General features: G+C 53.2%; 20 protein-coding genes. 13 read left to right on the top strand and 7 right to left on the bottom strand.

All coding sequences use genetic code 11. The features are described 5' to 3' along the window. Positions 1 to 12 precede the first annotated feature (12 nt). Positions 13 to 411: a hypothetical protein gene (locus BOC67_RS02140; protein ID WP_291906723.1), complete on the bottom strand. Its 399-nt coding sequence runs from the start codon at positions 409 to 411 to the stop codon at positions 13 to 15. Positions 412 to 498: 87 nt separating this feature from the next. Between BOC67_RS02140 and BOC67_RS02135 the strand changes: the two genes are divergently transcribed. Continuing rightward, positions 499 to 1,383, top strand: a complete 885-nt coding sequence (locus tag BOC67_RS02135; RefSeq protein WP_291906722.1) for an AraC family transcriptional regulator — start codon at positions 499 to 501, stop codon at positions 1,381 to 1,383. Between the two features lie 66 nt (positions 1,384 to 1,449). Here the strand turns inward: BOC67_RS02135 and BOC67_RS02130 are convergent, their stop codons facing one another. Continuing rightward, positions 1,450 to 2,220: a DeoR/GlpR family DNA-binding transcription regulator gene (locus BOC67_RS02130; RefSeq protein WP_367115514.1), complete on the bottom strand. Its 771-nt coding sequence runs from the start codon at positions 2,218 to 2,220 to the stop codon at positions 1,450 to 1,452. Between the two features lie 156 nt (positions 2,221 to 2,376). On the opposite strand from BOC67_RS02130, the gene BOC67_RS02125 reads away from it, so the two are divergent. From BOC67_RS02125 to pafA, 5 genes are all read left to right on the top strand, one after another. Next, complete coding sequence (locus tag BOC67_RS02125) at positions 2,377 to 3,978, top strand: glycerol-3-phosphate dehydrogenase/oxidase (protein WP_291906721.1); 1,602 nt, start codon at positions 2,377 to 2,379, stop codon at positions 3,976 to 3,978. Between the two features lie 66 nt (positions 3,979 to 4,044). Further along, positions 4,045 to 5,538, top strand: coding sequence for a glycerol kinase GlpK (gene glpK, locus BOC67_RS02120; RefSeq protein WP_291906719.1), 1,494 nt, complete (start codon positions 4,045 to 4,047; stop codon positions 5,536 to 5,538). Positions 5,539 to 5,556: 18 nt separating this feature from the next. Then, a complete protein-coding gene (locus BOC67_RS02115; protein WP_291906718.1) occupies positions 5,557 to 6,288 on the top strand; it encodes an MIP/aquaporin family protein in 732 nt (243 codons plus the stop codon). Between the two features lie 143 nt (positions 6,289 to 6,431). Further along, positions 6,432 to 7,355: a glycerophosphodiester phosphodiesterase family protein gene (locus BOC67_RS02110; RefSeq protein ID WP_291906716.1), complete on the top strand. Its 924-nt coding sequence runs from the start codon at positions 6,432 to 6,434 to the stop codon at positions 7,353 to 7,355. A 105-nt stretch (positions 7,356 to 7,460) separates the two neighbouring features. Continuing rightward, positions 7,461 to 9,125, top strand: coding sequence for an alkaline phosphatase PafA (gene pafA, locus BOC67_RS02105; protein ID WP_291906714.1), 1,665 nt, complete (start codon positions 7,461 to 7,463; stop codon positions 9,123 to 9,125). 76 nt (positions 9,126 to 9,201) lie between these two features. Here pafA and BOC67_RS02100 read toward each other — a convergent pair whose 3' ends face one another. Then, positions 9,202 to 11,712 (bottom strand): phosphocholine-specific phospholipase C, encoded by a 2,511-nt coding sequence (locus tag BOC67_RS02100; RefSeq protein ID WP_291906712.1) that lies wholly within the window; start codon positions 11,710 to 11,712, stop codon positions 9,202 to 9,204. Positions 11,713 to 12,046: 334 nt separating this feature from the next. Then, entirely contained in the window at positions 12,047 to 14,932 is a 2,886-nt protein-coding gene (locus tag BOC67_RS02095; protein WP_291906711.1) for a glycosyl hydrolase family 18 protein, read from the bottom strand. 341 nt (positions 14,933 to 15,273) lie between these two features. Here BOC67_RS02095 and BOC67_RS02090 point away from each other — a divergent pair, with 341 nt between their 5' ends. From BOC67_RS02090 to BOC67_RS02080, 3 genes are all read left to right on the top strand, one after another. Continuing rightward, entirely contained in the window at positions 15,274 to 16,038 is a 765-nt protein-coding gene (locus tag BOC67_RS02090; protein ID WP_291906709.1) for a hypothetical protein, read from the top strand. A gap of 321 nt (positions 16,039 to 16,359) precedes the next feature. Further along, the gene (locus tag BOC67_RS02085; RefSeq protein ID WP_291906707.1) at positions 16,360 to 17,403 is read left to right on the top strand and encodes a glycoside hydrolase family 130 protein; all 1,044 of its coding nucleotides are present in this window, start codon (positions 16,360 to 16,362) and stop codon (positions 17,401 to 17,403) included. 86 nt (positions 17,404 to 17,489) lie between these two features. Further along, positions 17,490 to 18,011, top strand: coding sequence for a GNAT family N-acetyltransferase (locus tag BOC67_RS02080; protein ID WP_291906705.1), 522 nt, complete (start codon positions 17,490 to 17,492; stop codon positions 18,009 to 18,011). On the opposite strand, the gene BOC67_RS02075 is transcribed toward BOC67_RS02080, so the two are convergent. Further along, positions 18,001 to 18,504 carry an N-acetyltransferase gene (locus BOC67_RS02075; RefSeq protein WP_291906703.1) on the bottom strand — a complete coding sequence of 168 codons (504 nt, stop codon included), beginning with the start codon at positions 18,502 to 18,504 and terminating at the stop codon, positions 18,001 to 18,003. The genes BOC67_RS02080 and BOC67_RS02075 overlap by 11 nt on opposite strands. 207 nt (positions 18,505 to 18,711) lie before the next feature. On the opposite strand from BOC67_RS02075, the gene BOC67_RS02070 reads away from it, so the two are divergent. Further along, positions 18,712 to 19,110 carry a response regulator gene (locus BOC67_RS02070; protein ID WP_291906702.1) on the top strand — a complete coding sequence of 133 codons (399 nt, stop codon included), beginning with the start codon at positions 18,712 to 18,714 and terminating at the stop codon, positions 19,108 to 19,110. Here BOC67_RS02070 and BOC67_RS02065 read toward each other — a convergent pair. After that, complete coding sequence (locus BOC67_RS02065) at positions 19,107 to 20,345, bottom strand: ATP-binding protein (RefSeq protein WP_291906701.1); 1,239 nt, start codon at positions 20,343 to 20,345, stop codon at positions 19,107 to 19,109. The genes BOC67_RS02070 and BOC67_RS02065 overlap by 4 nt on opposite strands. 261 nt (positions 20,346 to 20,606) lie before the next feature. Beyond that, the gene (locus BOC67_RS02060) at positions 20,607 to 21,596 is read right to left on the bottom strand and encodes a hypothetical protein (RefSeq protein ID WP_291906699.1); all 990 of its coding nucleotides are present in this window, start codon (positions 21,594 to 21,596) and stop codon (positions 20,607 to 20,609) included. Positions 21,597 to 21,680: 84 nt separating this feature from the next. On the opposite strand from BOC67_RS02060, the gene BOC67_RS02055 reads away from it, so the two are divergent. The 3 genes from BOC67_RS02055 to BOC67_RS02045 all read left to right on the top strand — a co-directional run bounded on the left by BOC67_RS02055 (position 21,681) and on the right by BOC67_RS02045 (position 26,953). Next, positions 21,681 to 22,280, top strand: coding sequence for an RNA polymerase sigma factor (locus tag BOC67_RS02055; protein ID WP_291906698.1), 600 nt, complete (start codon positions 21,681 to 21,683; stop codon positions 22,278 to 22,280). A gap of 53 nt (positions 22,281 to 22,333) precedes the next feature. After that, positions 22,334 to 23,512 (top strand): FecR family protein, encoded by a 1,179-nt coding sequence (locus tag BOC67_RS02050; protein WP_291906697.1) that lies wholly within the window; start codon positions 22,334 to 22,336, stop codon positions 23,510 to 23,512. Positions 23,513 to 23,602: 90 nt separating this feature from the next. Further along, a complete protein-coding gene (locus BOC67_RS02045) occupies positions 23,603 to 26,953 on the top strand; it encodes a TonB-dependent receptor (RefSeq protein WP_291906696.1) in 3,351 nt (1,116 codons plus the stop codon). The last annotated feature ends 8 nt before the right edge of the window (positions 26,954 to 26,961 follow it).

Here is a 26,961-nt window from a genome sequence, read left to right as displayed (position 1 = left end):
AATGCAGGGTGATTAAGCGCTGAAGGGGATCAGCAGCTGATGGAAACGGATAAATTTGGGCACGGCGGGGATGGGCATCTGCTCATGCACAAATCCTGCATAAGAAACAGGTGCAGGCTCCCGGGTTTGTATGAGGGAAAAATAATAGAAAGCGAGGTTGTTGATGGCGAGCCGGTGTAACCGCTGCGATAAACTGTTGAGATCTTCGTTGTTGTCCGTATCGTTTACATACAGCAGCCGTTCAAAATGCATGGCATCGACGGCGCCGCAGAACATAGTAAAATCAGTACCTTGCACCGATTGTTCCGTACGGCTGGCATGCCCTGGTAACAGCGGCCCTTTGTTTTTTCCTGTGAAGGAAAAGCCGACAAGGAACAGGAAGCATAATATGTATCTGATAAACAGTTTCATCTTTCGCTTCGCAAATTACAACGAAATAAAAATGCCGGCTAGCACAAATCATGACTATTATATCCAAAATCCGGTAATTTTGCCTTTATGAGGTCGTCGGTAAAAATTTTTTCCAACTTTGAGTACAAGCGGCAGTTTTTGCCGGGTATTTCCAGGCAGGTGCTGCTGAACGATGCGCAACTGCAGGTATATCGCATTGAGCAGTATTTACGGGATATTGTGATACCGGTGCTCCCCTACCGCACTTCTTTCAACTTCCTCATTTTTGTAACGAAGGGGCATGTGGTGCAGCAGCTGGAAACAGACAGTCACCGGCTGGGGGCTAACTCCCTCCTGCTGATCCGTCAGGGCGCTATTACGGCTACACTGGAAATTTCCAGGGATGCCGCGGGATTTTTTGTAGTGTTTGAAAATGAGGTGGTGGAGAACCTGGCTTTGCACCGGCAGCTGTTCAACTTTTTCTTTGTATCTCCCTTTGTGCAGCTCCCGCCCCAGGCGGTGAAGTGGCTCAGTAACCTGATTATCTTACTGGAGGAGGAACTGGCGCTGAAGAATTCCTCGCTGGAAGTGGCCATAGGCTTGTTCCGCCCATTATTGCAAAAGATCATTGTGGCCGCGGGGGAAGGCAGGGGTACGATGAGCCGTGCGCTGGAATTGTCCCTCCACTTCCGGGAGCTGGTGCAGCAGCATCACCTGCGGGAGCGGCAGGTAGCGTTTTACGCGCACCAGCTAAACATCTCGGAGAATTATTTGAACAAGACCGTGAAACAGGCTACCGGCAAGCCTCCGAAGCAGTGGATCAACGAGGTGAATATTTTACACAGCCAGATCCTGTTGCTGGACAGCGGCAGGGATATTTCGAGTGTGGCGTTTGAATTGAATTTTCAATCGCCGAATTATTTTGCCCGGTTGTTTAAGCAGGTAACGGGGGAAACGCCCACGCAATACAGGAACAGGGCGGCGGTGATTTAGTTGCGGCAGCCGTTGCTGCTGCTTTGCGTGAAATTGAGCTGCCTGCCACCGATGGCGGCCCGGCAATTATACGATCGTCACCTTCACGCCCGCGTCTTCCAGTTGCTTTACCAGGTGCGGGGCTACGCCTTTATCCGTAATAATCTCATCTACATCTTCCATACCGCAGATGCGCCCGAAGCCCCGCTTGCCGAATTTACTGGAATCCGCCAGCACAATTGTTTTTTGCGCCGTGGCAATCATTTTCTGGTTCAGGTGGGCTTCCATGATATGAGTGGTGGTGAACCCGAATTCCAGGTCAATCCCGTCTACTCCCAGGAATAATTTACTACAGGAAAAATCTGCCAGTACCCGTTCGGCATAAGGCCCCGTCGCGGAGGTGGAGCTGTTGCGCAGGCTGCCGCCCAGCTGTATGACCTCTATTTCCGGGTGGCGCAGCAGTTCCAGCGATACGTTCAGGGCGCCGGTGATGACCGTCAGCTGCCCTTTGGGCTGTATATGCCTGGCGAGCGCCTGGACGGTGGTGCCGGAGGCAATGATAATGGCATCGTCCTTATTAATGAGGTTGGCCGCAGCCAGGCCGATGGCGCTCTTTTCGTCCCGCCGGATATGCTCCTTTTCATTGACCGGCTTATCGTTCGTATAAGGGTTGGCGGTGGTGGCCCCGCCGTGGGTACGGTATAATAACGATTTATCTTCCAGCAGTTTCAGGTCCTTTCGGATCGTTACCGCCGATACATCCAGTTCCCGACAGAGGTCGACCACCGAAACGGCGTTCTTCTCCTGTAATCTATCTAATATATACTTATGACGTTCCGCGATGTTTATCATAGACATAACGTAAAATTAACCTTTTGAATGCTTCATTTACCAAATATCTAATTATTTTCTTTTTTTTCATTTTATTGTTTATTTTGGTTTCGTTATGTTTCGTTTTATATTGCAAACGAAAACGAAATATCTCAAACAAAACAAAAGAAAAGGATTTCACTCATGAAGCGGTCAGAAGCCTTACAGCAGGTCAGCAATCAGTCCCGGCAGGTCTGGGACATCCTCATTATTGGCGGCGGCGCCACCGGCCTGGGCATAGCCATGGATGCCGCCAGTCGCGGCTACAAAACCCTGTTGCTGGAGCAGGCCGACTTCGCGAAGGGCACTTCCAGCCGCAGCACCAAACTGGTACACGGGGGCGTCAGGTACCTGGCGCAGGGGGATATTGCCCTGGTGCGTGAAGCTTTATATGAGCGGGGCCTGCTGCTCGCCAATGCGCCCCATTTAGCCCATAACCAGCAATTCATTATCCCCCACTACAACTGGTGGCAGGGGCCTTTTTATACGATCGGACTTAAAATATACGATCTGCTCTCCGGCAAATTAAGCCTGGGCAAATCCCATCATATCGGCAAAAATGCCGTTACCAGCCGCCTCCCCAACATCAAGGCGGCAGGACTGAAAGGAGGTATCGTGTACCATGACGGGCAGTTTGACGATGCCCGCCTCGCCATCAACGTAGCGCAAACGGCCGTAGCCCACGGGGCGGTACTGCTAAACTACTGCAAGGTGACGGGGTTGAAAAAAACGAACGGGCAAATCAGCGGGGCGCTGGCGCAGGACCTGGAAAGCGGCCAGCAGCTGGACGTGAACGCGAAGGTGGTCATCAACGCTACCGGCGTATTTGTGGACGAAGTGCTGCAAATGGATAACCCCGGCGCGCCGAATATGGTAAGGCCGAGCCAGGGCGTGCACCTGGTGCTGGATAAGGAGTTCCTCGACAGCGACAGCGCCATCATGATCCCCAAGACTTCCGACGGCCGCGTGCTCTTTGCCGTTCCATGGCATGATAAAGTGCTACTGGGCACCACGGATACCCCGCTGAATGAACACAGCCTGGAACCGGTGGCCCTGGAACAGGAAATTGAATTCATCCTGAACACCGCTGCGCAGTACCTAACGCGCATCCCTACACGAAAAGATGTAAAGAGCGTGTTTGCCGGGCTACGGCCGCTGGCAGCGCCACAAAAAAATACCGGCAGCACCAAGGAGATTTCCCGCAGCCACAAGCTCATGGTGGCCGACTCCGGGCTGATCACCATCACCGGAGGAAAGTGGACCACCTTCCGCCGGATGGCGGAGGATACAGTGAACCTTGCCATCAGCAAAGGCGGACTGACGCCGGTGGCCTGCCGCACCAAGGAGCTGCGGATCACCGGCTACCAGCAGCGCCCTACCGATGCAGCACCGCTGGACGTTTACGGCAGCGAGGCCGCCAGCATCAAATCCTATATCGTGCGCCATCCGGAGATGGCGGAACAGCTGCACCCGGCGCTTCCTTATATCAAAGCGCAGGTAGCCTGGGCCGTGGAGCATGAAATGGCCATTACCGTAGAAGACGTGCTGGCACGCCGCCTCAGGGCCCTCTTCCTCGACGCTGCGGCAGCTATTGCCATGGCGCCTGCCGTTGCCGCCATTATGGCCGGCATCAACGGCAAAGGCAAAGAATGGGAACAGGCGCAGGTAGCGGCCTTTACGGCAATGGCGCAACATTACCTGCTTGCGCCACAAAAACAGGAAGCCGCTTTGCCAATCACAGCATAAAATAGTAAACTCGCAGTTTGCGAAGATCCATAACAGTGAAACCAATTCCACAATAAAACGAAAAACATGAACAGGTACATAATGGCGCTGGACCAGGGCACCACCAGCTCAAGAGCTATCCTTTTCGACAAGAGCGGCAGCATCAAATCTGTTGCGCAGAAAGAATTTACCCAGATATTCCCTCAGCCGGGATGGGTGGAACATGACCCGATGGAAATCTGGAGCAGCCAGATAGGCGTGGCTACGGAAGCCATTGCCAAGGCAGGACTCGAAGGCACGAACGTAGCGGCGATCGGCATCACCAACCAGCGCGAAACGACCGTGGTATGGAACCGAAAAACCGGCAAACCTGTATATAATGCCATCGTATGGCAGGACCGCCGCACTGCGGGCTATTGCGACAGCCTGAAGGCGGCCGGCAAAGAAACGATGATCCGGGAAAAAACCGGCCTGGTGATCGACGCCTATTTTTCCGGCACTAAAATAAAATGGATACTGGACAACGTGGAAGGCGCCAGGGAACTGGCGGCCAAAGGAGAACTCGCCTTTGGCACGATCGACAGCTGGCTGATCTGGAACCTTACCCATGGCGAAGTGCATGCGACGGACATCACGAATGCTTCCCGTACGATGCTCTTCAACATTCACACCCAGCAATGGGATGAGGAGCTGCTCGCGCTGCTGGACATCCCTGCGTCCGTACTGCCGGCCGTGAAGGAATCCAGCGAAGTGTACGGGCATACGGCGCCGGGGGTATTTGCCATAGAAATACCTATTGCGGGCATTGCCGGCGACCAGCAGTCGGCCCTGTTCGGACAAATGTGTACCGCCCCGGGCATGGTGAAAAACACTTATGGTACCGGATGCTTCATGCTCATGAACATCGGTGAAAAACCGATACTCAGCAACAATAACCTGCTCACTACTGTTGCATGGAAGGTAAACGGCCAGGTGAACTATGCGCTGGAAGGCAGCATCTTCATTGCCGGCGCTATTGTGCAATGGCTGCGGGACGGGCTGGGCATCATCCGCTCCTCTTCGGAAGTGGAAGCGCTTGCAGCGAGCGTACCGCAAAACGATGGCGTGTACCTGGTGCCGGCATTTGCGGGCCTGGGCGCGCCGCATTGGGACCAGCATGCACGCGGCACGCTTGTGGGCATGACGAGGGGCACCAACTCCGGGCACATCGCCCGCGCGGCTTTGGAAAGCATTGCTTACCAAACCATGGATGTATTAAAAGCAATGGAGGCAGATGCCAACATCAGCATAAAGGAACTGCGGGTAGACGGTGGCGCCACAGCCAATAACTTATTGATGCAGTTCCAGGCCGACATCCTGCAATCGCAGGTAGTAAGGCCTGGTATAACGGAAACCACTGCTCTTGGCGCCGCCTACCTCGCAGGTTTGGCCACCGGGTACTGGCAGGACCTGGAAGAGATCCGCAGCCAGTGGAACATGGAAAAATGCTTTACGCCAAACGGCGACGCGGCGCAGCGCAACAACTGGATCGCGGGTTGGAACAAAGCTGTCACCACCGCCAAAACATGGGCACAACTGTAAATCTTATAAAACCTCGTTATGACTCCCTTTCTTGCAGAATTTTTGGGCACTGCCCTCCTGATGTTACTCGGTAACGGCGTAGTGGCCAACGTGGTACTCAATAAAACCAAAGGCAACAGCGGCGGATGGATTGTGATCACCACCGGCTGGGCGCTGGCCGTATTCACCGGCGTAGTGGTGGCTGGCCCTGTCAGCGGCGCGCACCTCAACCCCGCCGTTACCATCGCCATGGCTATTGCCGGCAAGCTGGCCTGGGCGCAGGCGCCTGTCTATATCGCCGCGCAAATGCTCGGCGCAATGGCCGGCACCACGCTGGTATGGCTGATATACAAAGATCATTACGATAACACGCCGGACACCGGGCTGCAGCGGGCCACCTTTTTCACGGAGCCTGCCATCAGGAACACGTTACCGAATATACTCAGCGAAATCGCAGGTACGTTCGTATTACTGTTCGCCGTGTTTTACTTTACCGGGGCCGAATTCGGGACTACAAAAGAGCCGATCGGCATGGGTTCATTAGGCGCTATCCCCGTGGCTTTCATCGTATGGGTGATCGGCCTTTCCCTGGGCGGTACTACGGGTTATGCCATTAACCCGGCGAGGGACCTCGGGCCGCGCATCATGCACCAGCTGCTGCCCATCAGAGGCAAAGGCGGCAGCGACTGGGGTTATGCCTGGATACCTGTAGCAGGGCCGATCATCGGCGCATCCCTCGCGGCGTTGCTCTACCTGGCCCTGCAACCGTAATCTACCCGGGCGTTTATCCGTACACGTTACAGTACAGGAGGAATGGTTACTATGGCATACGGCAGCCGGGCATTACTCACCTACGAGACGGTATCCGCCCGTAGCCATAGATTATCTCCCTAAAAAAGAAAAAAAACATGACCATGGATAAAAAAACTACGTTCGCCATCGCGGCGCTGGCCCTTGCCTCCGCTTCCCTGGCGGCCTTTACCATCAGCCCTGCGGCCAAAAAAGGCAATGATCCGAAAGTATTTAAAGTAGGGCACCGCGGCACCCGCGGCCTGATGCCGGAAAACACCATTCCTGCGATGTATAAGGGGCTGGAAGCCGGCGCCAATACGATTGAATTCGACATTCATATCACGAAAGACGGGCAGGTAGTGGTGTACCACGATGCGTCCTTTACGCCGAGCTATACTACCAAGCCGGACGGGTCCGACATCTCCGCAGAAGAGCGGGCAAAGTACACTTTCTACCAGATGGATTACAAGGACATCCGGCCATTTATCATCGGTGAAAAGGCGTATCCGGCCTTCCCGGAACAACAGCGCATGCGCAGCTATGCCCCGTTGCTGGGAGAAATGATCGACTCCGTGGAAGCCTATACGAAAAAGCATCACCTCCCTCCTGCCTACTACCTGCTGGAAATTAAATCCAGCGAAAAGACCGATGGCAAAGAGCAGCCGGCGCCGGAAGAGTACATCACCAAAATGATGGCGGTAAAGCAGCTGGGCAAACTGGGCCACCGCCTGTATGTGCAATCATTCGATGTAAGGCCGCTGCAGGTGATGCACCGCAGGTACCCGAACATTAAATTAGGATTCCTTACCGGCGATAAAAAAGCAAGCTTTGAAGAGAACATGAAAACTTTGGGATTCACCCCATTCTTTTATAACCCGCACTACGAGCTGGTAACGCCGGAGTTGGTAAAAAAATGCCATGCGCAGAAAATGGTGATCGTACCATGGACGGTGCAGGAGGCCGACAAAATGAAAGAGCTGCGTAAAATGGGCGTAGACGGTATTATCAGCGATTATCCGAACCGCTTTGCGGAAGCAGGGCTGTAATCCGGTTTACCGTTCGCATAAAAAAAATTCAGTTTCAAACCATTATTTGATAAATTTGACGCTCGATTTTTTATACAGCTTTTAAATCAACAATACCAATACGACATGACAGTATCCAAAAGAACGGTGAGCGCAATGATACTGGGAGCAGTGGCAGTGGTGCAGAGCTTCCAGGCAATCGCGCAGGTGAATGCCAAACCAAAGCTGGTAGTAGGAATTGTGGTAGATCAGATGAGATGGGATTACCTCTACAGGTACTATGACCGCTATGAAGCTGGTGGCTTCAAACGTATGCTGGGAGAAGGTTTCTCCTGCGAAAACACCTACATCAGCCACCTTCCATCCTTTACTGCTGTAGGGCACAGCACCGTGTACACCGGCTCTGTACCTGCCATTCACGGCATTACCGGCAACGACTGGACCGACCAGGTGACAGGCAGAAAATGGTATTGCACGGAAGATACCACCGTATTACCTGTAGGCAGCAACAGCAACGCCGGTAAGATGTCGCCCCGCAACCTGCTGGCCTCCACCATTACCGATGAGCTGAAACTGGCCACCAACTTCCGTTCCCGCGTGGTGGGCGTATCCCTGAAGGACCGCGCTTCCATCCTCCCTGCCGGGCACACGCCTGATGGCGCCTTCTGGCTGGACGATGCCAACGCCAGCTTCATCACGAGCGATTACTACATGAAGGATCTGCCGGAATGGGTAAAGAAATTCAACGCGCGTAAGGAGCCGCAGCAGCTGATGTCCAAACCATGGAACCCGCTGTACCCCATCAATACGTATGTACAAAGCACCGCAGATGACAACCGCTGGGAAGGCCCATACAAGACGGAAAGCGCGCCGGTGTTTCCCCATAACCTCCCTGAGATTTATGCGAAAGACCCTGGCAGCCTGCGTTCTACGCCTTTCGGCAATACCCTCACACTGGATTTTGCCAAAGCCGCAGTGGAAGGCTATGACCTCGGTAACAACACCGTTACGGACTTCCTGACCATCAACTGCGCTTCCACGGATTATGTAGGCCACCAGTTCGGACCTAACTCCATCGAGGTGGAAGATACGTACCTGCGCCTGGATAAAGACCTCTCTGCTTTCTTCTCCTTCCTGGACAAGAAAGTAGGTAAAGGTAACTACCTCGTGTTCCTCACGGCGGACCACGGCGCCGCGCATGCGATCGAGTTCATGAAAGAGCATAACCTGCCGGCGGGCCTCGCGCAGGACCGCAAGACCATGCCTGAACTGAACGCGCTGCTGAAGGAAAAATTTGGCGTGGACGGACTGGTAAGATCTTTCCAGAACTATCACGTGAACTATGACCTGCAGAAGATTGCCGCTAATCCTAACCTGAACTTTGATGCGATCAAGAAAGTATCGGTGGACTTCCTGGTGAAACAACCGGGTATCCAGTTCGCCGTCGACATAGAGAACATCGGTAACAGCGCAGTACCTGAGCCGATCAAATCCATGATCGCCAACGGCTACAATCCTAAGCGCACGGGCCAGGTGATGATCATTCCGGAGCCGGGATGGTTTGCCGGCAGCGCCAAAGGTACTACGCACGGCAACTGGAACCCTTACGACATCCACATTCCGCTCGTGTTCATGGGATGGCATATTAAAAACGGCCAGACCAATGAAATCACGCATATGACAGATATTGCCGCCACGCTGGCCGCTATGCTGCATATCCAGATGCCGAATGGCTGCGTGGGTAAACCGGTTACCGCTATTACCCAAACTGCGAACACCACCGGTAAATAAAATTTTCTTCCTAAAAAAAAGCGGCGTGCCACTTGTGTGACACGCCGTTTTTTTTTATTGCGTTTATTCGTTTGCGTTATACCACGCCGCCCATGTACGGATCGGTAACAGATTCCCTACCGGTTTCCACCCGGCCTGCAAAGCGTTGCGCATAGCGGTTGTAGCCGTGTACCTTCACGGTGAAATCGTACCAGCCATGGCTTTTCCCCAAAGGCAGCACTACCTGCTCCGTAGCGTTGGCGGCCAACGTGCGGCTGATCGCATTATTGCCATACGCGTTATCCGTTACGGTGATGGTACGGGGCTGCGAAGTTTGGTTCACCAGCTTCAACACCGCATTGCCGGTAGGTTTGGCGGTGATGCCCGCAGTTTCGTACAGGGTTTGCACCTGCACGCCGGGATCATTTTTATCCCCGTTGAACTGGCGGAAGAAACCGTTAGGCCCGTGGACATGCAGTTCGTATTGCGCGCCGTCAAAACCGGCCAGTGCCCATTTGTAGTTCAGCGCATCGCCGGCTTTTACAGCGAAGGACCAGTTGCGGTTTTTAACGCCTTCGTAGGCGCCGGTGGTGTAAACGGTAAAAGGCGAACCGGCAGCTTCCTTACCGAAAAATTTATTGCCGGCTTTCAGGTCGATATACAGCTGCACGGCAGCGGCATCCCAGCGGGCATCCGCATACAGCTCGTAAGGTAAGGCACAGGAAGGACGTACGCCCGGCTCCTGCAGGCGCAGGCCGTTAGCGCTGATTTGCTTTACGGCAGCATCGTCCAGCGGTTTGAAGCCGGCAGGCAGGTCCTTGAACTTCGCGTTGTAGATATTTTCCACCATCTTTTGCTGTTCCAGGAAAGGCAGCTTGCGCGGTACGGAAGGATCGTAGGGACTGAAGGCGGCGGTGAGGTCGCCACAGATGGTGCGGCGCCATGCGCTGATATTATCCAGGTGGATTTGCTTGTTGTATTTCTTATTCAGGAAAGTTTCCAGGAACTGGATGGTGGAGGTATGATCAAATACTTCAGAACATACTTTACCTCCCCTGCTCCAGGGGCTGGCGATCACCATCGGCACGCGGAAGCCGAGGCCTACCGCGCCGCCGCGCGCGCCTTTTTCCGGCACGCCCTGCCTGATTTCCGCTTCCAGCCGCACGTGCTCCAGCTCCGTTTCGATACCAGCGGAGGCAGCGCCGGTGCCGGGTTTCTTTTCATCGTGGATGGAGAATGGCACTACGTGGTCGTAATAACCATCGTTTTCATCGTAGGTGAGAATGAAGATGGTTTTCTTCCAAACCTCTTCGTTGTTGGTGAGGATGTCCAGCACTTCGGACACGTACCAGGCGCCGTACCAGGGCGCGCTGGGGTGATCGCTGAAGTTCTGCGGGCCGGCCAGCCAGGATACGGTGGGCAGTTTGCCTTCGTTCACATCCTTGCGGAACTGGTAGAAGAGATCGCCGGCAGGCACGGTCACTTCCCGCTTAGCGCCACCGTCTTTGTATTTGAAGGTGGTTACTTTCCGGTAATCCGGATCGCCGGCGTTGACCACGAAGGCGCGGTCGTACAGGGCTTTTTGCTCCGGCGTCAGTTTTGCGTAGGATTCCTCGTTCCACTTCTTCAGCTCTGCCGCCGCATTGTCCAGCGCTTCCAGCTTTTTGCGGAGGGCGATCTGATTTTTGCGGGCTGCCTCTTCGGAGGAGGGACTTGCTTCCTGCAGTTTATTGATTTCGCCGGGGAGGGTTTCTACCTGTGCGACGAGATTTTCGATATACTTCTTAGAGAATTTCACGTTGTAGGCGGCGAAGAATTCCAGCAGGTTACACCCGAAGTTGGAGAGCCATGCTCTCTCCTCTCCTTTAAACCCGCCACCACAGCTGATTTCGTTCTGGTAAAATTTCCAGTCAATATTATTTTCCGAGAGGAGTTCCGGGAAGGTTTTCCATCCCAGTTTGGCGAAGCTGTAGTTATCATTGCGGATATGCGCTTTCATTTCGCCGTTATCCTCATGGGTAATTTTGCCTGTCCAGAAGAAGGAGCGGTTGGGCGTGGTGCTGGTCATCGCGGAGCAGAAGTTCTGGTCGCATACGGTGAAAGCGTCTGCCATGGCGTAGTTGAAAGGAATGTCCTGCCGGCTGAAATAGCCCAGCGTCAGCGGCATGGCGGCGTAGTCCTTATTACCGGATTTTTTTGCCAGCAGCCATTTATCGTACCGGCCTTCGTTATAAGCATCTACCTGGCTGGCCCTGGAATGCGGCAGGGAGCCCATCCAGGTGACCTTTGAATCCTTGATATCGAACCGGAAAGGCGCGAATGTTTTACCATGTTCATCTGTCTGACACCATACCGGCTTGCCATCCGGGAGGATGACGGCCCTTGGGTCGTTAAAGCCTCTTACGCCCTGCAGTGCGCCGAAGCAGTGGTCGAAAGAGCGGTTTTCCTGCATCAGGATTACGATATGCTCCGCATCGAGGAAAGTGCTGCCTGGCGCGGGATTGATGGCCATGGCTTTTTGAATGGAGGCGGGAAGCAACGTGGAGAGGCCGGCTGCGCCGGTGAGTAAAGCGGACTTCTTGAGGAAGTCTCTTCTGGTATCCGTCATAGATTATGCTTGATTATTCCGATAAAATAGCAAAGTTATTTTTGTGAAAACGGAATTTGTGATGGATGGTTATCCTTAATAATTTCTTAACGTGAAAGGCTGATCCTACGGGGGTTTTAGCGGGATGGTGAGATATTGGAGAAATGCAAAAAGCAGGACGGTGCGTCCTGCTTTTTGTGAGATGTAAGTGGAAGCGGGTTTTATAATTTGATCAATTTTGTAGCGGTTATTTGTGTGTAATTGGATCAATTGCACAACTGTTATTCGCTTACAATTTGATCAGTTTCACGCTGTAATTCGTTTACAATTTGATCAGTTTCACACTGTAATTCGTTTACAATTTGATCAGTTTCACGCTGCTTACCTTACCCGTATTCCTGCTGATAATCCTTACAAACCAGGTTCCTGCAGGCACTTTACTCAAATCCAGTTTCACCTGCTGTAAGCCTTTGGTACCGGGCGTGTGTACTTGTCGCGCTACAGGCGCTGCGCTGTTCAACGCCGTTACTTCGATCAGGTAGAGGTCGCCGCCAGTACCCTGGAACTGCAGCTGCGCTTCAGATGCGCCTACCGGGTTCGGATATACGACCACGGCATCGATGCTGTTATCCGCTGTTTCAGCCGGGGCTTTCATCATGGCGGCGGCGCCGTTCAGCGCGGCGAGGCTGCCGGTGCAGGCGCGTACGAACTGCCATGGTTTGCCATCGCCGGTATTGATATCCGGCTGGTTATTGAGGGTCCACCATTTTGCCCTATATACGTTACCGTTATATACGGCAGAGTCGTTGGCCCAGTACACCTGTGTAGGGCTCCACAGCGGGATACCGTTACAGTTGTTGCCGCTGCTGCCGTTTACGGCGATGTTGACGGTGGCGCTGGTGGTCACGGCATTGAGGTTGTCCGTTGCTTTGGCGGTCAGCGCGTAGGTACCGGCGCCCACATTGGCCCAGGCGTAACTGTACGGCGCAACAGAATCCGTATTGAGCAGGGTGCTGCCGTTATAGAACGCTACCGATTTGATGCTGCCGTCGCTATCTGCCGCAGTGGCAGTGATGGTAACGCTTGCAGGGGCAGTGAACGTAGCATTGTTGGCGGGCGAGGTGATGGAGACGGTAGGGAATACGTTGGCGGCATTTACCGTTACATGCACCGTATCACTCGTTTTCACGGCCCCGAGGTTATCGGTGGCGCGGGCGCTCAGCGTGTACCCGCCTGCGGCCACGCCAGTCCAGGCGTAGCTGTACGGCGCGGTAGTATCCGTTCCCAGGAGGGTGGTACCGCGGTAGAAGGCCACTGATTTCACCACGCCGTCGCTATCGGAAGCGGCGGCGGTGATGGTAATACTTGCCGGCGCCGTATAGGCGGCATTGTTAGCCGGCGCGGTAATGCTTACCACCGGCGGTTTGTTGGCCGCGCCTGTCACAGTAATGTTAACAGTAGCAGAAGTGGCGCTGGCATTTTTATTATCCGTGGCTATGGCTTTGAGCGCGTAGCTGCCGGCGCTGACGCCGTTCCAGGTATAGGTGTAAGGAGCGCTGTTCACTGTTCCGAGCAGGGTGCTGCCGTTATAGAAAGCCACGCTGCTCACTACGCCGTCGCTATCGGAAGCGGCAGCGGTGATAGTAATGTTTAGCGGGCCGGCAAAGGTGGCATTGTTTGCCGGGGAGGTGATTTGTACTACCGGCGGTTTATTGGGTTGTGCGCCGCTGGCAAATACTTCGTTGATTTTGTTCACGAGGGGGCTGGTAGTATTGGGGCAATAGATCAGCTTTCCTTTGGATACGGTGCTGCTGGTCATATTGAGCATATCCCCGAACACCTGCCAGACAATGACGCCGGCCAGGTTGTGATCCTTGATGTACTGGGCTTTTGCGGCGATGGAGGCCGGGTTGTCGTAACTGAGGAAGTAGTTGCCTTTGGTTTTGTAGGGCACCTGCGCTACGCTATCCCAATGCTCCGTCCACCCGGTGGCTGTTTGTTGCAGGATGTAGCTGTAGGTAGGGGTCCCATCGTACAGATCGCGGGGCCAGTTGGTATAGTCGGCCGCGGTTTGAATAGGCCCGTCCGGCTGCACTGTTTCCGCACGCTTTACGGTAGGCGCGTTCAAAGCGGCGGCGCCGTTGGTCACCACGCCCCGGCCATAGAACGGCGCGCCGAGGTTTACTTTACTCATGTTCACGCCCAGCGCCTGTAATGCGGTGGTGGTAGCATGCAGGGAGAAGTTGCTGTACTCGGCGCCGGGATAATCGTACAAAGGCGCGTTGTGCCCGGCTTTGTTGGACCAGCCGCCGTTGTAGTCGTAGGTCATCATATCAAAATAGTCCAGCGAGTTGTTGAGCCGCGCCCAGTCGAAGCCCGCCAGCTTGCCCGGACTAGCGGAAAAGCAGGACGTCATCAGCTTATTGGGCCCGATGGCGGCGCGTACTTTTTCCATGAGGATGGCAAAGTTCGTATAGTCGGCAGGGCTATAGCTGACGATGTTCATACCCGGGTCGTTGGGGTATTCCCAATCGAAGTCCACCCCGTCAAAGCCCATGGCCATCAGGGTTTGGATGCCGGCGATGAAGCGGTTGCGTTTCACGGAATCGGCCGCCATTTCCGGGTAGTGTTTGCACATGCTCCATCCGCCGATGGAGGCCAGTACTTTTACGCCTTTTTCATGCGCCAGGTCGATGATACCGGGCGCGCCGCCGGCTTTGTGGATGGCCAGCGGGAAGCTGCCGCTTTTGCCGGTGTTGACGTTGATCCATCCGCTGCCGCTGTTGCGGTAGCCCTGGTTGTAGGCGTTGCTGCCGTCGCTGATATAGTACAGTACTTCCAGCTCTCCGAAGAGCAGGTACATATCCCAGCTGCTGTAGATGTCTTCATTGATGAGGGGTGCAGGCGCCTGCACTGCCCCGGCCTGGTAGATGTTTTTGTTGCGGAAGTCGCCGCTGTGCAATGAACCATCCTGCGCCACGCCGAAGAAGGAGAAGTTGAGGATGGTGTACTGCGAGTAGTCGACATTGAGGTGGTTGTAACCACCGGCGGGCGTGATGCCTGCTACATTTTTCCAGGCGTCCCACTGGGTAATGTAGCCGATCACCTGTTTGTTGTGCTGCGCGGTGGTGGCAGGCACCGGTGGACTCACCTGGGCATTGGCCTGCCAGGCTAACAACAATAGTACAATTAGGGATACGAGGCGCCCCCACGCGCCGATGCGGATAGAATTGGTGGTCATACAGATAGTTTAAACTAATGGTGGTTAAAAAAATAAAACGGATTGCTTTGTTTGAATGCCTGACGATAAATAGTGCCCGACCGGTATGGTTATGTTCAGCTGTTGGTTGATTGGTTGAATGACAGATTTTGCACGGGTACAGGTAGCTCGCATCAGGTAGTCGGGCGAGCTGCGCGGTGGTACTATCCATTCCGAAAAAAATTTTTCCTGCTTTCCATTGGCGGTAAGATTTTGATAATTGACTGAATTTGTATTACTTGCAGCAACATTTCGATTAGTTATAACTCCTGACTTACGCCACGCTATAGGAAATCAGCATTTTTTATTAACCAATAAATACTATGAAAAACACCCTTCGAAGTAACCTTTTACGAGGCATCGTATGCCTGTTCCTGTTAGGTGGCGCTGCAGCCTGCAGCAAGAACGACGACCCTGTAACGCCTGCGCCGGATCTGAATGCGCTTTACGCCAATTCCATCAAGGATGCCATGACGGCCGACAGTACGGAGATTATAGACACGTTGTGGGCTATAACGCCGACGAATACACGGTTGCAGTGGAAGACGATCAACGGCAAGCAGTATGTGCTAATGGCAACGTTTATGCGGTTCCCTTCCAGCTATCCGCAGGGCGATAGCATTACCACCAGCTGGGGGGAGTCCTTCCTTTTTGCTCCCGGGCAGATGAAAGCAAAGCTCAGCGGTATGCCCGCCGGGACGGATACCATCCTGCGGATTTGCCAGGTGCTGGGATTGCCGCCGGTCAATCCTAAAACCAATACGCATATTGCGCAAATGTGGGTGCAGCCTTCGCAGCTGTACCGGCCGGCGGGGAACCCGGACATCACTACTACCACTACCGGGGCGGTGCTGGTACCGGGCGTCAGCAACGACTACCTGACCTGGTTTAACGACTACATCCTTTTTGCGTACTTCCACACGCTTACTTCCGCAACGGATTATCATTATCCGTGGACCCGCCTGGGATATACGTATGACTGGGCGCCGGGTGCAAAGGAAGTGGGTATGAGCGAGTTTGTGATGAAAGCGGGCAGCGGTGCATGGGTAGAGAAGACGACGACGGCGCAGGCGTTTTTCAGGCAGTAGCTAAAGGAGTTTGCACGGATACGCTCCAACAGAAAAAAGGTTCTGTTGCCTCGTGCAACAGAACCTTCAATGGATTGGGGCAGCAAAATAAGATGAACGGATTAGTTGCATGTTTATGGGGTCGCAGGATGAAAACGGGTTTTCATAAGGGTAACTGAAATTACTTGTACTCATTTCCTGTTGCAATATTAACTCTTTGACATTCAACCCCATGGCTCATATCGGGAAAATGATTTTCCGATTCGGGAATTGTTGCCTGCTTCGTAAATGGTAATTATCGCATGGAAATTGTTACGGACAGGAGAGCAAAAATTGATAGTTATGGATATAGCCCGTCGTTTCCCGGAGAACCCGCTGTTAAAGCCTGCCGACCTCCAACCCAGCAAAGAAGGCGTTAAAGTGGCCTGCCTGCTTAACCCGGGGGTTTTTACTTACGACCGAAAGATATGGCTGCTGGTGCGCGTGGCCGAACGGCCCGAACAGTCGGACGTGCATCTCTCCTTCCCTATCCTGAATGCCGATGGCAGCATGACCATCCGGCAGATCAAACTCGATGACCCGGACCTGATTGCCACGGATGCGCGGGTGATCAACTACCAGGGGGCCGACTTTCTGACCACGCTTTCACACTTACGATTTTTTTATAGCGAAGATGGTATCCATTTCAGGGAAGACCCCGCTTACCCGCCGATATATGGCAGGGGAAGCCTGGAATCCTTTGGGGTGGAGGATTGCAGGGTGAGTAAGCTGGGGGATGCGTACTACCTCACTTATACGGCTGTATCAGAAAATGGCGTGGGCGTAGGCATGAAAACCACGCAAAACTTCCAGGAGTTTCAGTCGCACGGGATGATTATACCGCCGCACAACAAGGACTGCGCCCTGTTTGAAGAACTGATCCACGGCATGTATTACGCATTTCACCGGCCGAGCAGCGTATCGTTGGGTGGCAACTACATCTGGCTGGCTTCTTCGCCGGATGGGATTCACTGGGGCGACCACCGCTGTATTTTAAAGACCCGGCCCGGCAAGTGGGACAGCGCGCGGGTGGGCGCGGGCGCTGCGCCTATCCGTACGGAAAAAGGATGGCTGATGATTTATCATGGCGCCAATACGGCGCACCGTTACTGCCTGGGCGCTGCGTTGCTTGACATCCATCAGCCTTCCAAAGTGCTGGCACGCACGGAGGAGCCTATCATGGAGCCGCAGGAAGCTTATGAGCTGACGGGCTTTTTCGGGCATGTGGTATTCACCAACGGGCATATAGTGAACGGGGATGAACTGACGATTTACTATGGCGCGGCGGATGAATATGTTTGCGGCGCAAGATTTTCCTTAAAAGAAATACTGGATCGATTACAATAGACGCCAGAGCGGATGAATATCTTTGCGGCGCAAGATTTTCCATAAAAGAAATACTGGATCGATTACAATAGCCGTTAGATTTGCAGATGCAAAAAACAGATGTAACCATTCGCGCCATTGCGCCCGGCGAGGAGCTGCCTATGGAACTGCTGCTGCTGGCTGATCCGTCGCCGGAGATGATTGCCTCCTACATCTACCAGGCAAGGGTGTACGTAGCGGAAAAGGATGAGCGGCTTATCGGCGTTTACGCTTTGACGTTAACGGAGCCGGGCAGGCCGGAAATCCGGAACCTGGCCGTAGCGGAGGACTTTCAGGGGCAGGGCCTCGGCAAGCTCCTGTTGCGGCATGCGATTGAACGCGCCAGGGAGAACGGTGCGGAGCGCCTCCTTATTGGCACCGGCAACAGTTCAGTCGGGCAATTATATCTCTATCAAAAAATGGGGTTTGAAATTACGGCTATCAGAAAGAATTATTTCGTTCAGCATTATCCGGCGCCTTTGACCGAAAACGGAATCCCTTGCAGGCACATGCTGATGCTGGAAATGGAATTGGGCACGGGCGCGGCATTCCGGACTGCCGGCGGCCCTGACATCTCCCCTATAACCTGATTTCAAACAGGCTGAATGCCGCATTCTGGTAATGCGCCGGCAAGGTGGGCGAATTCGTGGTAACCGTGCCGAGGTATTCAAATCCGCAGCTCATATAATACGCATTCAGGCGATCGTTACCCGCGCCGGTATCCAGGCGAAGGTACTGCCTGCCGTTGGCCACGGCGTAGTTTTTAGCCCACGCTACAATATGCTTTACGTAGCCTCTGCCACGGAAAGCGGGATGATTCGCAATCCGGTGGATGTACAGCGACGGCGATTCATCTTTTTCGCCCCAGATGTGCGGGTCCTGGAAGGTGGTACTGAATACGCAGGCTACCTGCCCTTCTTCCAGGATTTTCCACTGCCTGCCTTCGTTGATCTCATCAATGACCATCTGCCTTTCAAACCCCTGCCATTGGCGGGCGGAGTATTGTTTTTGCAGGTGCGTGCCTGCGTCATACAATTCAAAGATCGTGTCGAGATCAGCCATGGTACTGTTGTATATTTCCATAATATGTGTTTTGGTAATGCAAAAATCAGCAAAATACCATACATAAAACAGATTCAGTTTTGTTATTTTATACCATATCAGATACCAGTACAATCAGCCAAATCCCTTTATGCCAAAGGATTTGAGATATTTCTAAAAAACCTGTACCACTTTTCAAATCTTTTTCAACTATCTTAGCGCGATATTATTCTTGACGTAACCTGAAATATGTGGAATAAAAAGATACTCCTGGCCGACGATGATCAGGACGACCGAGAGTTTATCAGGGAGATGCTGGAGTTTATGGATAACGATGTTAGAGTTGACTGTGTACCGAACGGACAAGAAGTATTTGATTATTTAGCGAATTGTAGCCCAAACAACTTTCCAAACCTGATTTTGCTTGACTATAAAATGCCTATGATGAATGCGGGCGAAGTGCTGGAAAAAATGCAGCGACAACGATTGTATGGTAAAATCCCTAAAGTGGTTTGGAGTACATCCGATGAACAAACCCACATCAATCGCTGCCTGAATGCAGGCGCACTGCGGTATTTTGTCAAACCGATTACTGCTTCCGGCCTGAAAGCAATCGCCGGCGAAATCCTGGAATTATGCAATGATTAAGCTGGCAGATAGATGCTGAATACGGCGCCTTCTCCGGGCTTACTGATAGCCTGGATGGTGCCGCGGTGATTTTCCACGATCTTACGGCAGATGGCCAGTCCGATCCCAGTTCCGGGGAACTCGTCCCGGGTATGCAGGCGTTCGAACATCTCGAATATTTTCATGGCATAATGCTGATCGAAGCCAATTCCATTATCCGCTACCGTTAGTACCATCACATTATCTTCCCGGCCGGTTGACTGGTTGAGGATGGGTTCCACCCCGGCGGTAATCACAATTTCAGGGGGCACTCCTTTACGATGGTATTTCAGGGAATTACCGATGAGGTTTTCAAACAGCTGACGCAGCTGAAACGCAATCCCGTTAATGGAAGGGAGGTTATTGGCAATAATCTTGCCGCCTGTCTGTTCCAGGGTTTCAGCAAAAAATACCGTGAGTTCATCCACTACTTCCTGCAGGCTTACGCTTTCGAAGACGATCGTTTGTTCGGATATTTTTGTAAATGCCAGCATATCGTCTATCAGGCCCTGCATACGCCTGGCGGCATCAGCAGAGCGGAGCAGGTAATCCTTCTGACGGTCGCTGAGCTGCAGGTCCTCCGCTTCGAGCACCATCCTGTTGTAGAGCTGGATCTTGCGCAGCGGTTCCTTCATATCATGTGCGGCAGCAAAGGCGAACTTCTGCAGTTCCATATTTTGCGATTCCAGTTGCTGGGTATATTTAAGTATCTGTTGTTCCGCCAGCTTCCGCTCCGTGAGGTCGCGGGTTACTTTGGAAAAACCGATGATACTGCCATCCGTATCGTGCATGGCGGTGATCACTGCGCTTCCCCAGAAGGTAGTACCGTCCTTACGGACGCGCCATCCCTCGTGGATGGCCTTCCCCTGTTCAGCGGCCACGCCGATCAGCTTTTCCGGGAGTTGGCGGAGCTGATCTTCCTTTGGATAAAATATGCGGAAGTGATTCCCTACTATTTCTTCTTCCGTATAGCCTTTTATCTTCTGGGCGCCTTTGTTCCAGTTGAGTATGATACCGTTGACACTGAGCATTAGTATGGCATAGTCTTCCACCTCGTCAATCATTTTCTGATAGCGGCGTTCAGTTGCTGCCGCATCGAGCTGCTTTGCCTGCTCATAGGCCTCTGCTGCAGGTTCTGAAAACTCAAGAGATGGCTGCGCTAAATTCTCAATTGGGGACATTACAGCAATTTTCTGCTTAGATCTGTCTGCTTCCATGTATGAACAGTTTTATCAACACACTTCGGACTTATTACATAACATTTACAATGGCAGGCGCAGCAACAATTATACCTGACAACATCTATCGGATTACATACTGATTATCAGTCTTTTATATTCACATCTACCAATATACGAAATTCTTTACCGGGGAGGAACAAGGTAACACATTGTCCATTAAGTTACACACCTTTAGCGGCATCACCAAATAAAAAGGGCCACTGGGGCCCTTTTTTAAGTATGTAGTCATTAATGTGCTCAGCGCCTGATTCCCATTACTTCGTCTGTTTCGTCGAGGAAGCGTTGAATCTTATTGGTGTTCATAAACGTTCGCAGGGCGAAATCCCGGTACTTCCCTTCCGATGTGCTGAACATCAGTTTCACTTCCGTACCGGTGTAAATGAGGTTAGTGCTTTTGCGGACGATGTTGTAACGAACGAAGTCGTCAAACTTTATTTCCTTTTTGATAAGGCCACCGAGGGAGGTGCTGATGATCACACGGCGTTGCTTATCAAACCGCCAGCTGCCGGTAAGGATGAAGGCAAACAACGCGGCCAGCCCCAGCGGAAACCATACTGCAAGGAACTCCCGTACAGGCGATTTGCCGGGCGCATAATCCGGCGTAGTGAAAGCCCAGTACCACCAGGCCAGGCACAGCGCCATTGCGACCGCCGGGAAAATTTTATTTTGTTTCATCCGGTAGATATCGCCTTCCGGCTTATAATATTCAAACGTGGTGATAGGCACATGCAGGGATGCGGCAGGAGTGGGCGCATTACCGAATACGATATGATGCAGCGCCGGTAATAATTCCGATTTAAAACTAATGGCCGCTTTATCCTCAAAGCCTTTGTAATAGGAGGAAATGCGGATGCCTTTACCATGGCGGTTGCTCTTTTTAAAGATCGCGTAAGTGAGGCCGGTGGTTCCCGTTACCGGATCAATAGCGGCGATTTCATCAAAGGCAAAGGATTGGAGGGTTAGTACGCCTCCCCATTTTTTGATGACTCTTTTTGCCTGGGCATCAAAGATAAATACGGTAAAAGCATTGGCTATAAATAAGCCCGCCAGTACCAATACGAACAGGTACCCTTGTACCAGTGAGGTTTGCAATGCGGGGGAGCTTTTGACCATGAACGTCCATAGCGCGCCGAAAACAAACAATATAAGCAGGCCGGATAGCAGATAGGCCCTGTTTGGAAATACCTGGATGCCGGTATCTCCAATGATCCATTTGGTTTTTCTCATGGGTGCGAAAATAAATAAATATAATATTTAAAAATTGCCCGGATATTCTGTCAATTGTTTATTTTAGTATTAAATCGTGATCCAGTGAGCAATGATGAGGCTATTCTATTACAGGAACTGAGGCGGGGGAACCAGGAAGCTTTTCTAGCTGTTTACCATCAACATTATCCTTCGCTGTACCATTATATCCTGCGTTTTATCGCTGTCCCCCAACTTGCTGAAGATGCTTTACAGGAAGTATTTGTAAAGATCTGGGAGGTAAGGGAGCGGATAGATCCTGCCCAATCCTTCAGGGGCTACCTTTACCGGATCGCAAGAAATCATGTATTCAAGTTAATGAAGAAAATAGCGGCGGACGAAGCCCTGCGCACACAGGTGATGCAGGAGCTGCACCGGCAAACCGATGATGCGGATACCCGCCTGCTCTGGAAAGAGTACGAGCGGCTGCTGCATACGGCCATCGCCCTGTTACCGCCGCAACGGCAAAAAGTATTCAGGCTTTGCCGGGAAGAAAGCAAATCATACGAGGAAGTAGCCGCCACGCTGGGCATTTCTAAAAACACCGTCAAAGAGCATATGGTACTGGCTTTGAAGAGCATTCAATCATTTTTTTACGAGCATGCGGATGGCGCCCTGGTCCTGCTTTTTTGGACAGAGGTACTGATCAACCAAAAAAAATCCTGATTTTTTTCCGGAGGGACCCACCCTCCCGGGCATTTTCGGGATAGTATAATAGTATGCCGACAGGAAAGAACAATGAATATTACCGACTATTGCTGCAACGCTGGCAACAGCGCCAATGCAGTCCGCATGAGGCGATAGAGCTGCTGGACTACCTCTGCTTGCCAGAGGCGGACCGCCTGCTGCTGGCGGAAATACAGGCGGCCTTTGAGCAGGCTTCCCCGGAAGGGGACGTAACAGGGCCGGGGGAAAGGGTCCGCGCGGCCCTGCTCACTCACATACAAGCCCCTGCCACCGTTGTGCCCCTGCACAAAAACCGGAAACTACGCTGCCTCGCGGCTGCCGTCGTACTGGCTGCCATAGCGGTACCTGCAACGCGATGGCTGCACCCTGCACGCAACGCTCCTTTGGCCGGAACCATCTCCCGGCACGAACATGATATTTCCCCCGGAAAAAACAAAGCGGTATTAACCCTGGGAAATGGTGAAAAAATCGTACTGGACAGCGCCGGCAACCAATTGCCAGCCAGCCAGGGAGGCAGCGCCATCTGCAACCAGAACGGCGTACTCACCTACCAGGACCGGGGCGATCAGCCGCCGGTGTACAATACCCTCGCCACCGCCGCAGGGGAAACCTATGCGCTCACCCTCGCCGATGGCACCAGGGTATGGCTCAACGCCGCTTCCTCCATCCGCTTCCCCAGCGCGTTCCCGGGCAGGGAGCGATTGGTGGAACTTACCGGGGAAGCCTATTTCGAGGTGGCCGCCAATGCCAACCAGGCATTCCGGATCAGCACCGGCCGTATATCCATCGACGTACTGGGCACCAGCCTTAACGTAAACGCCTACCCTGCCGCCGCTACGACTAACACCACGCTGGTCAGCGGAGCGGTGAAAGTCAACACGGCCGCCGGCTCCCTGCTGCTGGCCCCCGGCGAGCAATCCCAGGCGGATGCCAACGGCGTGCAGCGCAAACAAACGCATGTACACCTCAGCAGCATAACCGCCTGGAAAGACGGATTCTTCCAGTTTGAAAATACGCCGCTGACGGAAGTACTGGAGCAATTTGCCCGGTGGTACAATGTAGAAGTTATTTACGAAGGCAAAATAAACAACCGCAGGTTCTTTGGCATCATCAACCGCAACAGCTCCCTGAAGAGCGTGCTGCGCATGCTGGATGCAAACGATATCTCATTTACGCTCGAAGGAAACAAACTGATCGTGCAACATACATAGAGAGAGAACGCAACATACATAGTCATATCAGCCAAAACAGCTAACTGCATCGCAACCTAACCACATATCTAAATCAAAATTCGCAGAAGTATGCAATTAAGTACTATTGCCTGCACCCGGCCCGCAAAAGACCGGCGTACAACCAAAAATCTGAAGGCCGGCCAGCTACTGGCGCTGCTTTGCCTGGCTACGGGGATGAAGGCAGGCGCCAGCACACAGGACCAGGTCGTGAGCATGGCCTTCCGGGACGCCTCCACCAAAGATGTATTCAGGGAGATCAGCAAACAGACAGGACTCAACATCCTCGCGGATGAAAACCTCCTGGAAAAAAGCAGTAAAGCCTCCCTGGTAGTGAACAATGTGCCTGTTACCACGGCGCTCAACCTGTTACTCCGCAATCAACCACTTACCTGGTCTATCGAGAACGGGGCCATCATCGTCAAAAACAAACCGCTCACCGCAACGGAGGCCATCATGCCCCCGCCCGTGGAAGTGCATGGGATCGTCACCAACGACAAGGGAGAGCCTATGCCCGGTGTAACCATTACCGTTAAAGGCAGTAAAACAGGCGCTATCTCCCAGCCGGACGGCTCCTTCACCATCCGCGCCAACGAAGGCGAAACCCTGGAATTTTCCATGGTAGGGTTCAAAGCGACCGTGATAAAGTTCGACGGGAAAAATACCAGGCTGAAAGTGGTGCTGGAAAGCGATGTCTCCCACCTCTCGGACGTGATCGTGATCGGTTACGGTACCGCTAAAAAGAAAGACCTCACCGGCGCTGTCAGCTCCATCAACAGCGACCAGATGAACATCGGCGGGGTGACGAGCAACGCGGCACAGGCCATCCAGGGCCGCGCTGCCGGCGTGCAGGTGAGCCAAACCAACTCCGCGCCCGGCGGCACTACCGCTGTGCGCGTGCGCGGCGGCAACTCCATCAAATCCACCAACGAACCGCTGTACGTCGTGGATGGGTTTATCACCGAAACCGGTAAGGACATCAACCCGAACGATATCGAAGACATACAGATCCTCAAAGATGCCTCTTCCGCCGCCATCTACGGCGCCCGCGGCGCAAACGGGATCATTATGATCACCACCAAACGCGGCAAGAACGGCAGAACCGCCGTCACCTACGACGGCTACGTGGGTTCCCAACGCATCATCAAGGAATATGATAAAATGAACGGCCTGGATAATATGAAGGTCACCAACGCGAAAGCCAACGAAAAAGGCCAGCCGGATTATTACACCGCTGCCGACCTGGCCAGCGGCCGCGATAACGACTGGTTCAAGCTCGCCACCCGCCCGGGCCTCGTGCAAAGCCATAACCTGAGCATCACCAGCGGCAACGCCACGGACCGCATCGCCATGTCAGGCAACTACTTCCAGCAGGACGGGGCGCTGAAAAACACCAGCTATAGCCGCTACTCTGCCCGCGTCAACTACGATAAGCAGGTTTCCAAACGGTTTAAAGCCGGCGCCAACGTGTACCTCTCCCACGCCTATACGAATTTTAAAACCTACGACGGCAACATCGTTCCCAGCAACGTGATGTACGGCGTGCTCACCGCCTCCCCAGCCATACCGGTGTACAACGAGGATGGTTCGTATGCCCGTTACCGTGGTAAGGACAACCCACTGGCATGGCTCATGGCGCCTACCAACGACCGCTTCGAGGACAAGGTAAACCTCAATGCCTACCTGGATTACGAAATTATGGACGGGCTCAACTTCCGGGTAAACGGCGGTACGGAAAGGCTCAACACCAAAGAAGGCACCTACCTCCCGCGGGACCTCGTAGACGGCGAGAAAGTAAGAGGCAAGGCCAGCCTGCTGGACGCGCAAACCTCCCGGCAGCTGATAGAAGGTTACTTCACCTGGCGCAGGACTTTCAACAAAATCCATGCAGTAAACCTGGTGCTGGGCGCCTCCTACCAGTCGGACCTGGGCCAGCGCCATTACAGCCTGGTACAGAACTTCAGTACGGACGCCTACCTGTACAACAACCTCGAAGCAGGTACGGAAAGAATCCAAAGCACCAGTCAGAAAATCCCGAACAAACTGGCCTCCGCCTACGGCCGTCTGAACTACACGCTGATGGATAAATACCTGCTGACGGCCACCTTCCGCCGCGATGGTTCCCAGGCGTTCGGTAGCAACAACCGCTTTGGTTACTTCCCCTCCTTCTCCCTCGCCTGGAGAGCTTCCGATGAGGAGTTTATCAAAAACCTGCACGTATTCTCCAACCTGAAAGTACGCGGCGGCTATGGTAAAACGGGCAATGACCGCATCGGCAGCTATATCTACATGTCCACCTTTGGCCCTACGAACGTATCCCTCGGGGAGGGCAGCGACAGCTACGGCGGCGTGGTGGCCACCCGTTTGCCGAACCCCAACCTGCAATGGGAATCCCTCGCGCAGGTGGACCTCGGGCTGGATATGGGTTTCTTCAGGGATAAGCTGAACGTAACGATCGACTACTATAAGAAGACCACCAAAGACCTGATCTACGACCTGCCGATCGGCGACTGGAACGGTTTCCAGACCATCACCGTGAATACCGGCGAATTGCAAAACCAGGGCGTGGAACTGGCGATCAATACAGAAAACATCAACCGGAAAAACTTTACCTGGAATACGACTTTCAACATTGCCTACAATAAACAGAAAGTCATCAACCTGGGCGGACAGCCTTACATCATCACGCAAACGGCTAACCTGTATGGCGGCCGCGGTATGGACTTCACCAAACTCGCGCCGGGCCAGGAGCTCAGCACCTTCTATGGCTACGTGTACGATGGCGTTATCAAAACCGGGGAAGATCATTCCGCACAACCGAACTCCAAACCGGGTGATCCTAAATTCAGGGATATCAGCGGCCCGGATGGTAAACCGGATGGAAAGATCGATGCGAACGACCGCACCTACCTCGGCCATGCAAACCCGCATTACATCTATGGGTTGAACAACGATTTCCGCTTCGGCAATTTCGACCTGAACATCTTCCTGCAGGGAGCGCTGGACTACAGCCTCTACAACGCTACGGCGCTGGTGCTGGAATCAGGCCCGGGTACTGCCGCGCTTAACCGCTGGACTACCACGAACGAGCAAACGGACATCCCGCGGGATGGTTATGCCATTGGCTACGGCGGCCTGATGAACTCCCGCTTTGTAGAAAATGCCTCTTACCTCCGGGTAAAAATGGTGACCCTGGGTTACAACCTGCCGGTGTCCAAAACCTTCCTCAAAGCCCTGCAGGGCCTGCGGATCTATGGCTCCGTACAGAACCTCTTCACCATCACCGGCTACACCGGCAGCGATCCGGAAGTGAACAGCAATATGAACAGCAGCGGAGCTACGGCCAACCTCAGCTCTGGTTTGGACTATACCGCCTTCCCTGCTTACCGTACTTATACGATTGGCCTGAAAGCGAATTTTTAAACCTGTAA

It is taken from the genome of Chitinophaga sp. CB10 (assembly GCA_001870995.2).
In the GTDB taxonomy this organism is placed as follows: domain Bacteria; phylum Bacteroidota; class Bacteroidia; order Chitinophagales; family Chitinophagaceae; genus Chitinophaga.
Note: the sequence above shows the minus strand (reverse complement) of the source record. Positions and strands in the feature narration are given on the sequence as shown.

Excerpts from the sequence above, each read along its gene's own strand:
- BOC67_RS02135 (WP_291906722.1), top strand. The coding sequence starts at position 499 with ATGAGGTCGTCGGTAAAAATTTTTTCCAACTTTGAGTACAAGCGGCAG.
- BOC67_RS02075 (WP_291906703.1), bottom strand. The coding sequence starts at position 18,504 with ATGGAAATATACAACAGTACCATGGCTGATCTCGACACGATCTTTGAA.
- BOC67_RS02110 (WP_291906716.1), top strand. The coding sequence starts at position 6,432 with ATGGATAAAAAAACTACGTTCGCCATCGCGGCGCTGGCCCTTGCCTCC.
- BOC67_RS02050 (WP_291906697.1), top strand. The coding sequence starts at position 22,334 with ATGCCGACAGGAAAGAACAATGAATATTACCGACTATTGCTGCAACGC.
- BOC67_RS02080 (WP_291906705.1), top strand. The coding sequence starts at position 17,490 with ATGCAAAAAACAGATGTAACCATTCGCGCCATTGCGCCCGGCGAGGAG.
- BOC67_RS02065 (WP_291906701.1), bottom strand. The coding sequence starts at position 20,345 with ATGGAAGCAGACAGATCTAAGCAGAAAATTGCTGTAATGTCCCCAATT.
- BOC67_RS02085 (WP_291906707.1), top strand. The coding sequence starts at position 16,360 with ATGGATATAGCCCGTCGTTTCCCGGAGAACCCGCTGTTAAAGCCTGCC.
- BOC67_RS02125 (WP_291906721.1), top strand. The coding sequence starts at position 2,377 with ATGAAGCGGTCAGAAGCCTTACAGCAGGTCAGCAATCAGTCCCGGCAG.
- BOC67_RS02130 (WP_367115514.1), bottom strand. The coding sequence starts at position 2,220 with ATGTCTATGATAAACATCGCGGAACGTCATAAGTATATATTAGATAGA.
- glpK (WP_291906719.1), top strand. The coding sequence starts at position 4,045 with ATGAACAGGTACATAATGGCGCTGGACCAGGGCACCACCAGCTCAAGA.
- BOC67_RS02070 (WP_291906702.1), top strand. The coding sequence starts at position 18,712 with ATGTGGAATAAAAAGATACTCCTGGCCGACGATGATCAGGACGACCGA.
- BOC67_RS02060 (WP_291906699.1), bottom strand. The coding sequence starts at position 21,596 with ATGAGAAAAACCAAATGGATCATTGGAGATACCGGCATCCAGGTATTT.
- BOC67_RS02045 (WP_291906696.1), top strand. The coding sequence starts at position 23,603 with ATGCAATTAAGTACTATTGCCTGCACCCGGCCCGCAAAAGACCGGCGT.
- BOC67_RS02100 (WP_291906712.1), bottom strand. The coding sequence starts at position 11,712 with ATGACGGATACCAGAAGAGACTTCCTCAAGAAGTCCGCTTTACTCACC.
- BOC67_RS02115 (WP_291906718.1), top strand. The coding sequence starts at position 5,557 with ATGACTCCCTTTCTTGCAGAATTTTTGGGCACTGCCCTCCTGATGTTA.
- BOC67_RS02140 (WP_291906723.1), bottom strand. The coding sequence starts at position 411 with ATGAAACTGTTTATCAGATACATATTATGCTTCCTGTTCCTTGTCGGC.
- BOC67_RS02090 (WP_291906709.1), top strand. The coding sequence starts at position 15,274 with ATGAAAAACACCCTTCGAAGTAACCTTTTACGAGGCATCGTATGCCTG.
- BOC67_RS02095 (WP_291906711.1), bottom strand. The coding sequence starts at position 14,932 with ATGACCACCAATTCTATCCGCATCGGCGCGTGGGGGCGCCTCGTATCC.
- pafA (WP_291906714.1), top strand. The coding sequence starts at position 7,461 with ATGACAGTATCCAAAAGAACGGTGAGCGCAATGATACTGGGAGCAGTG.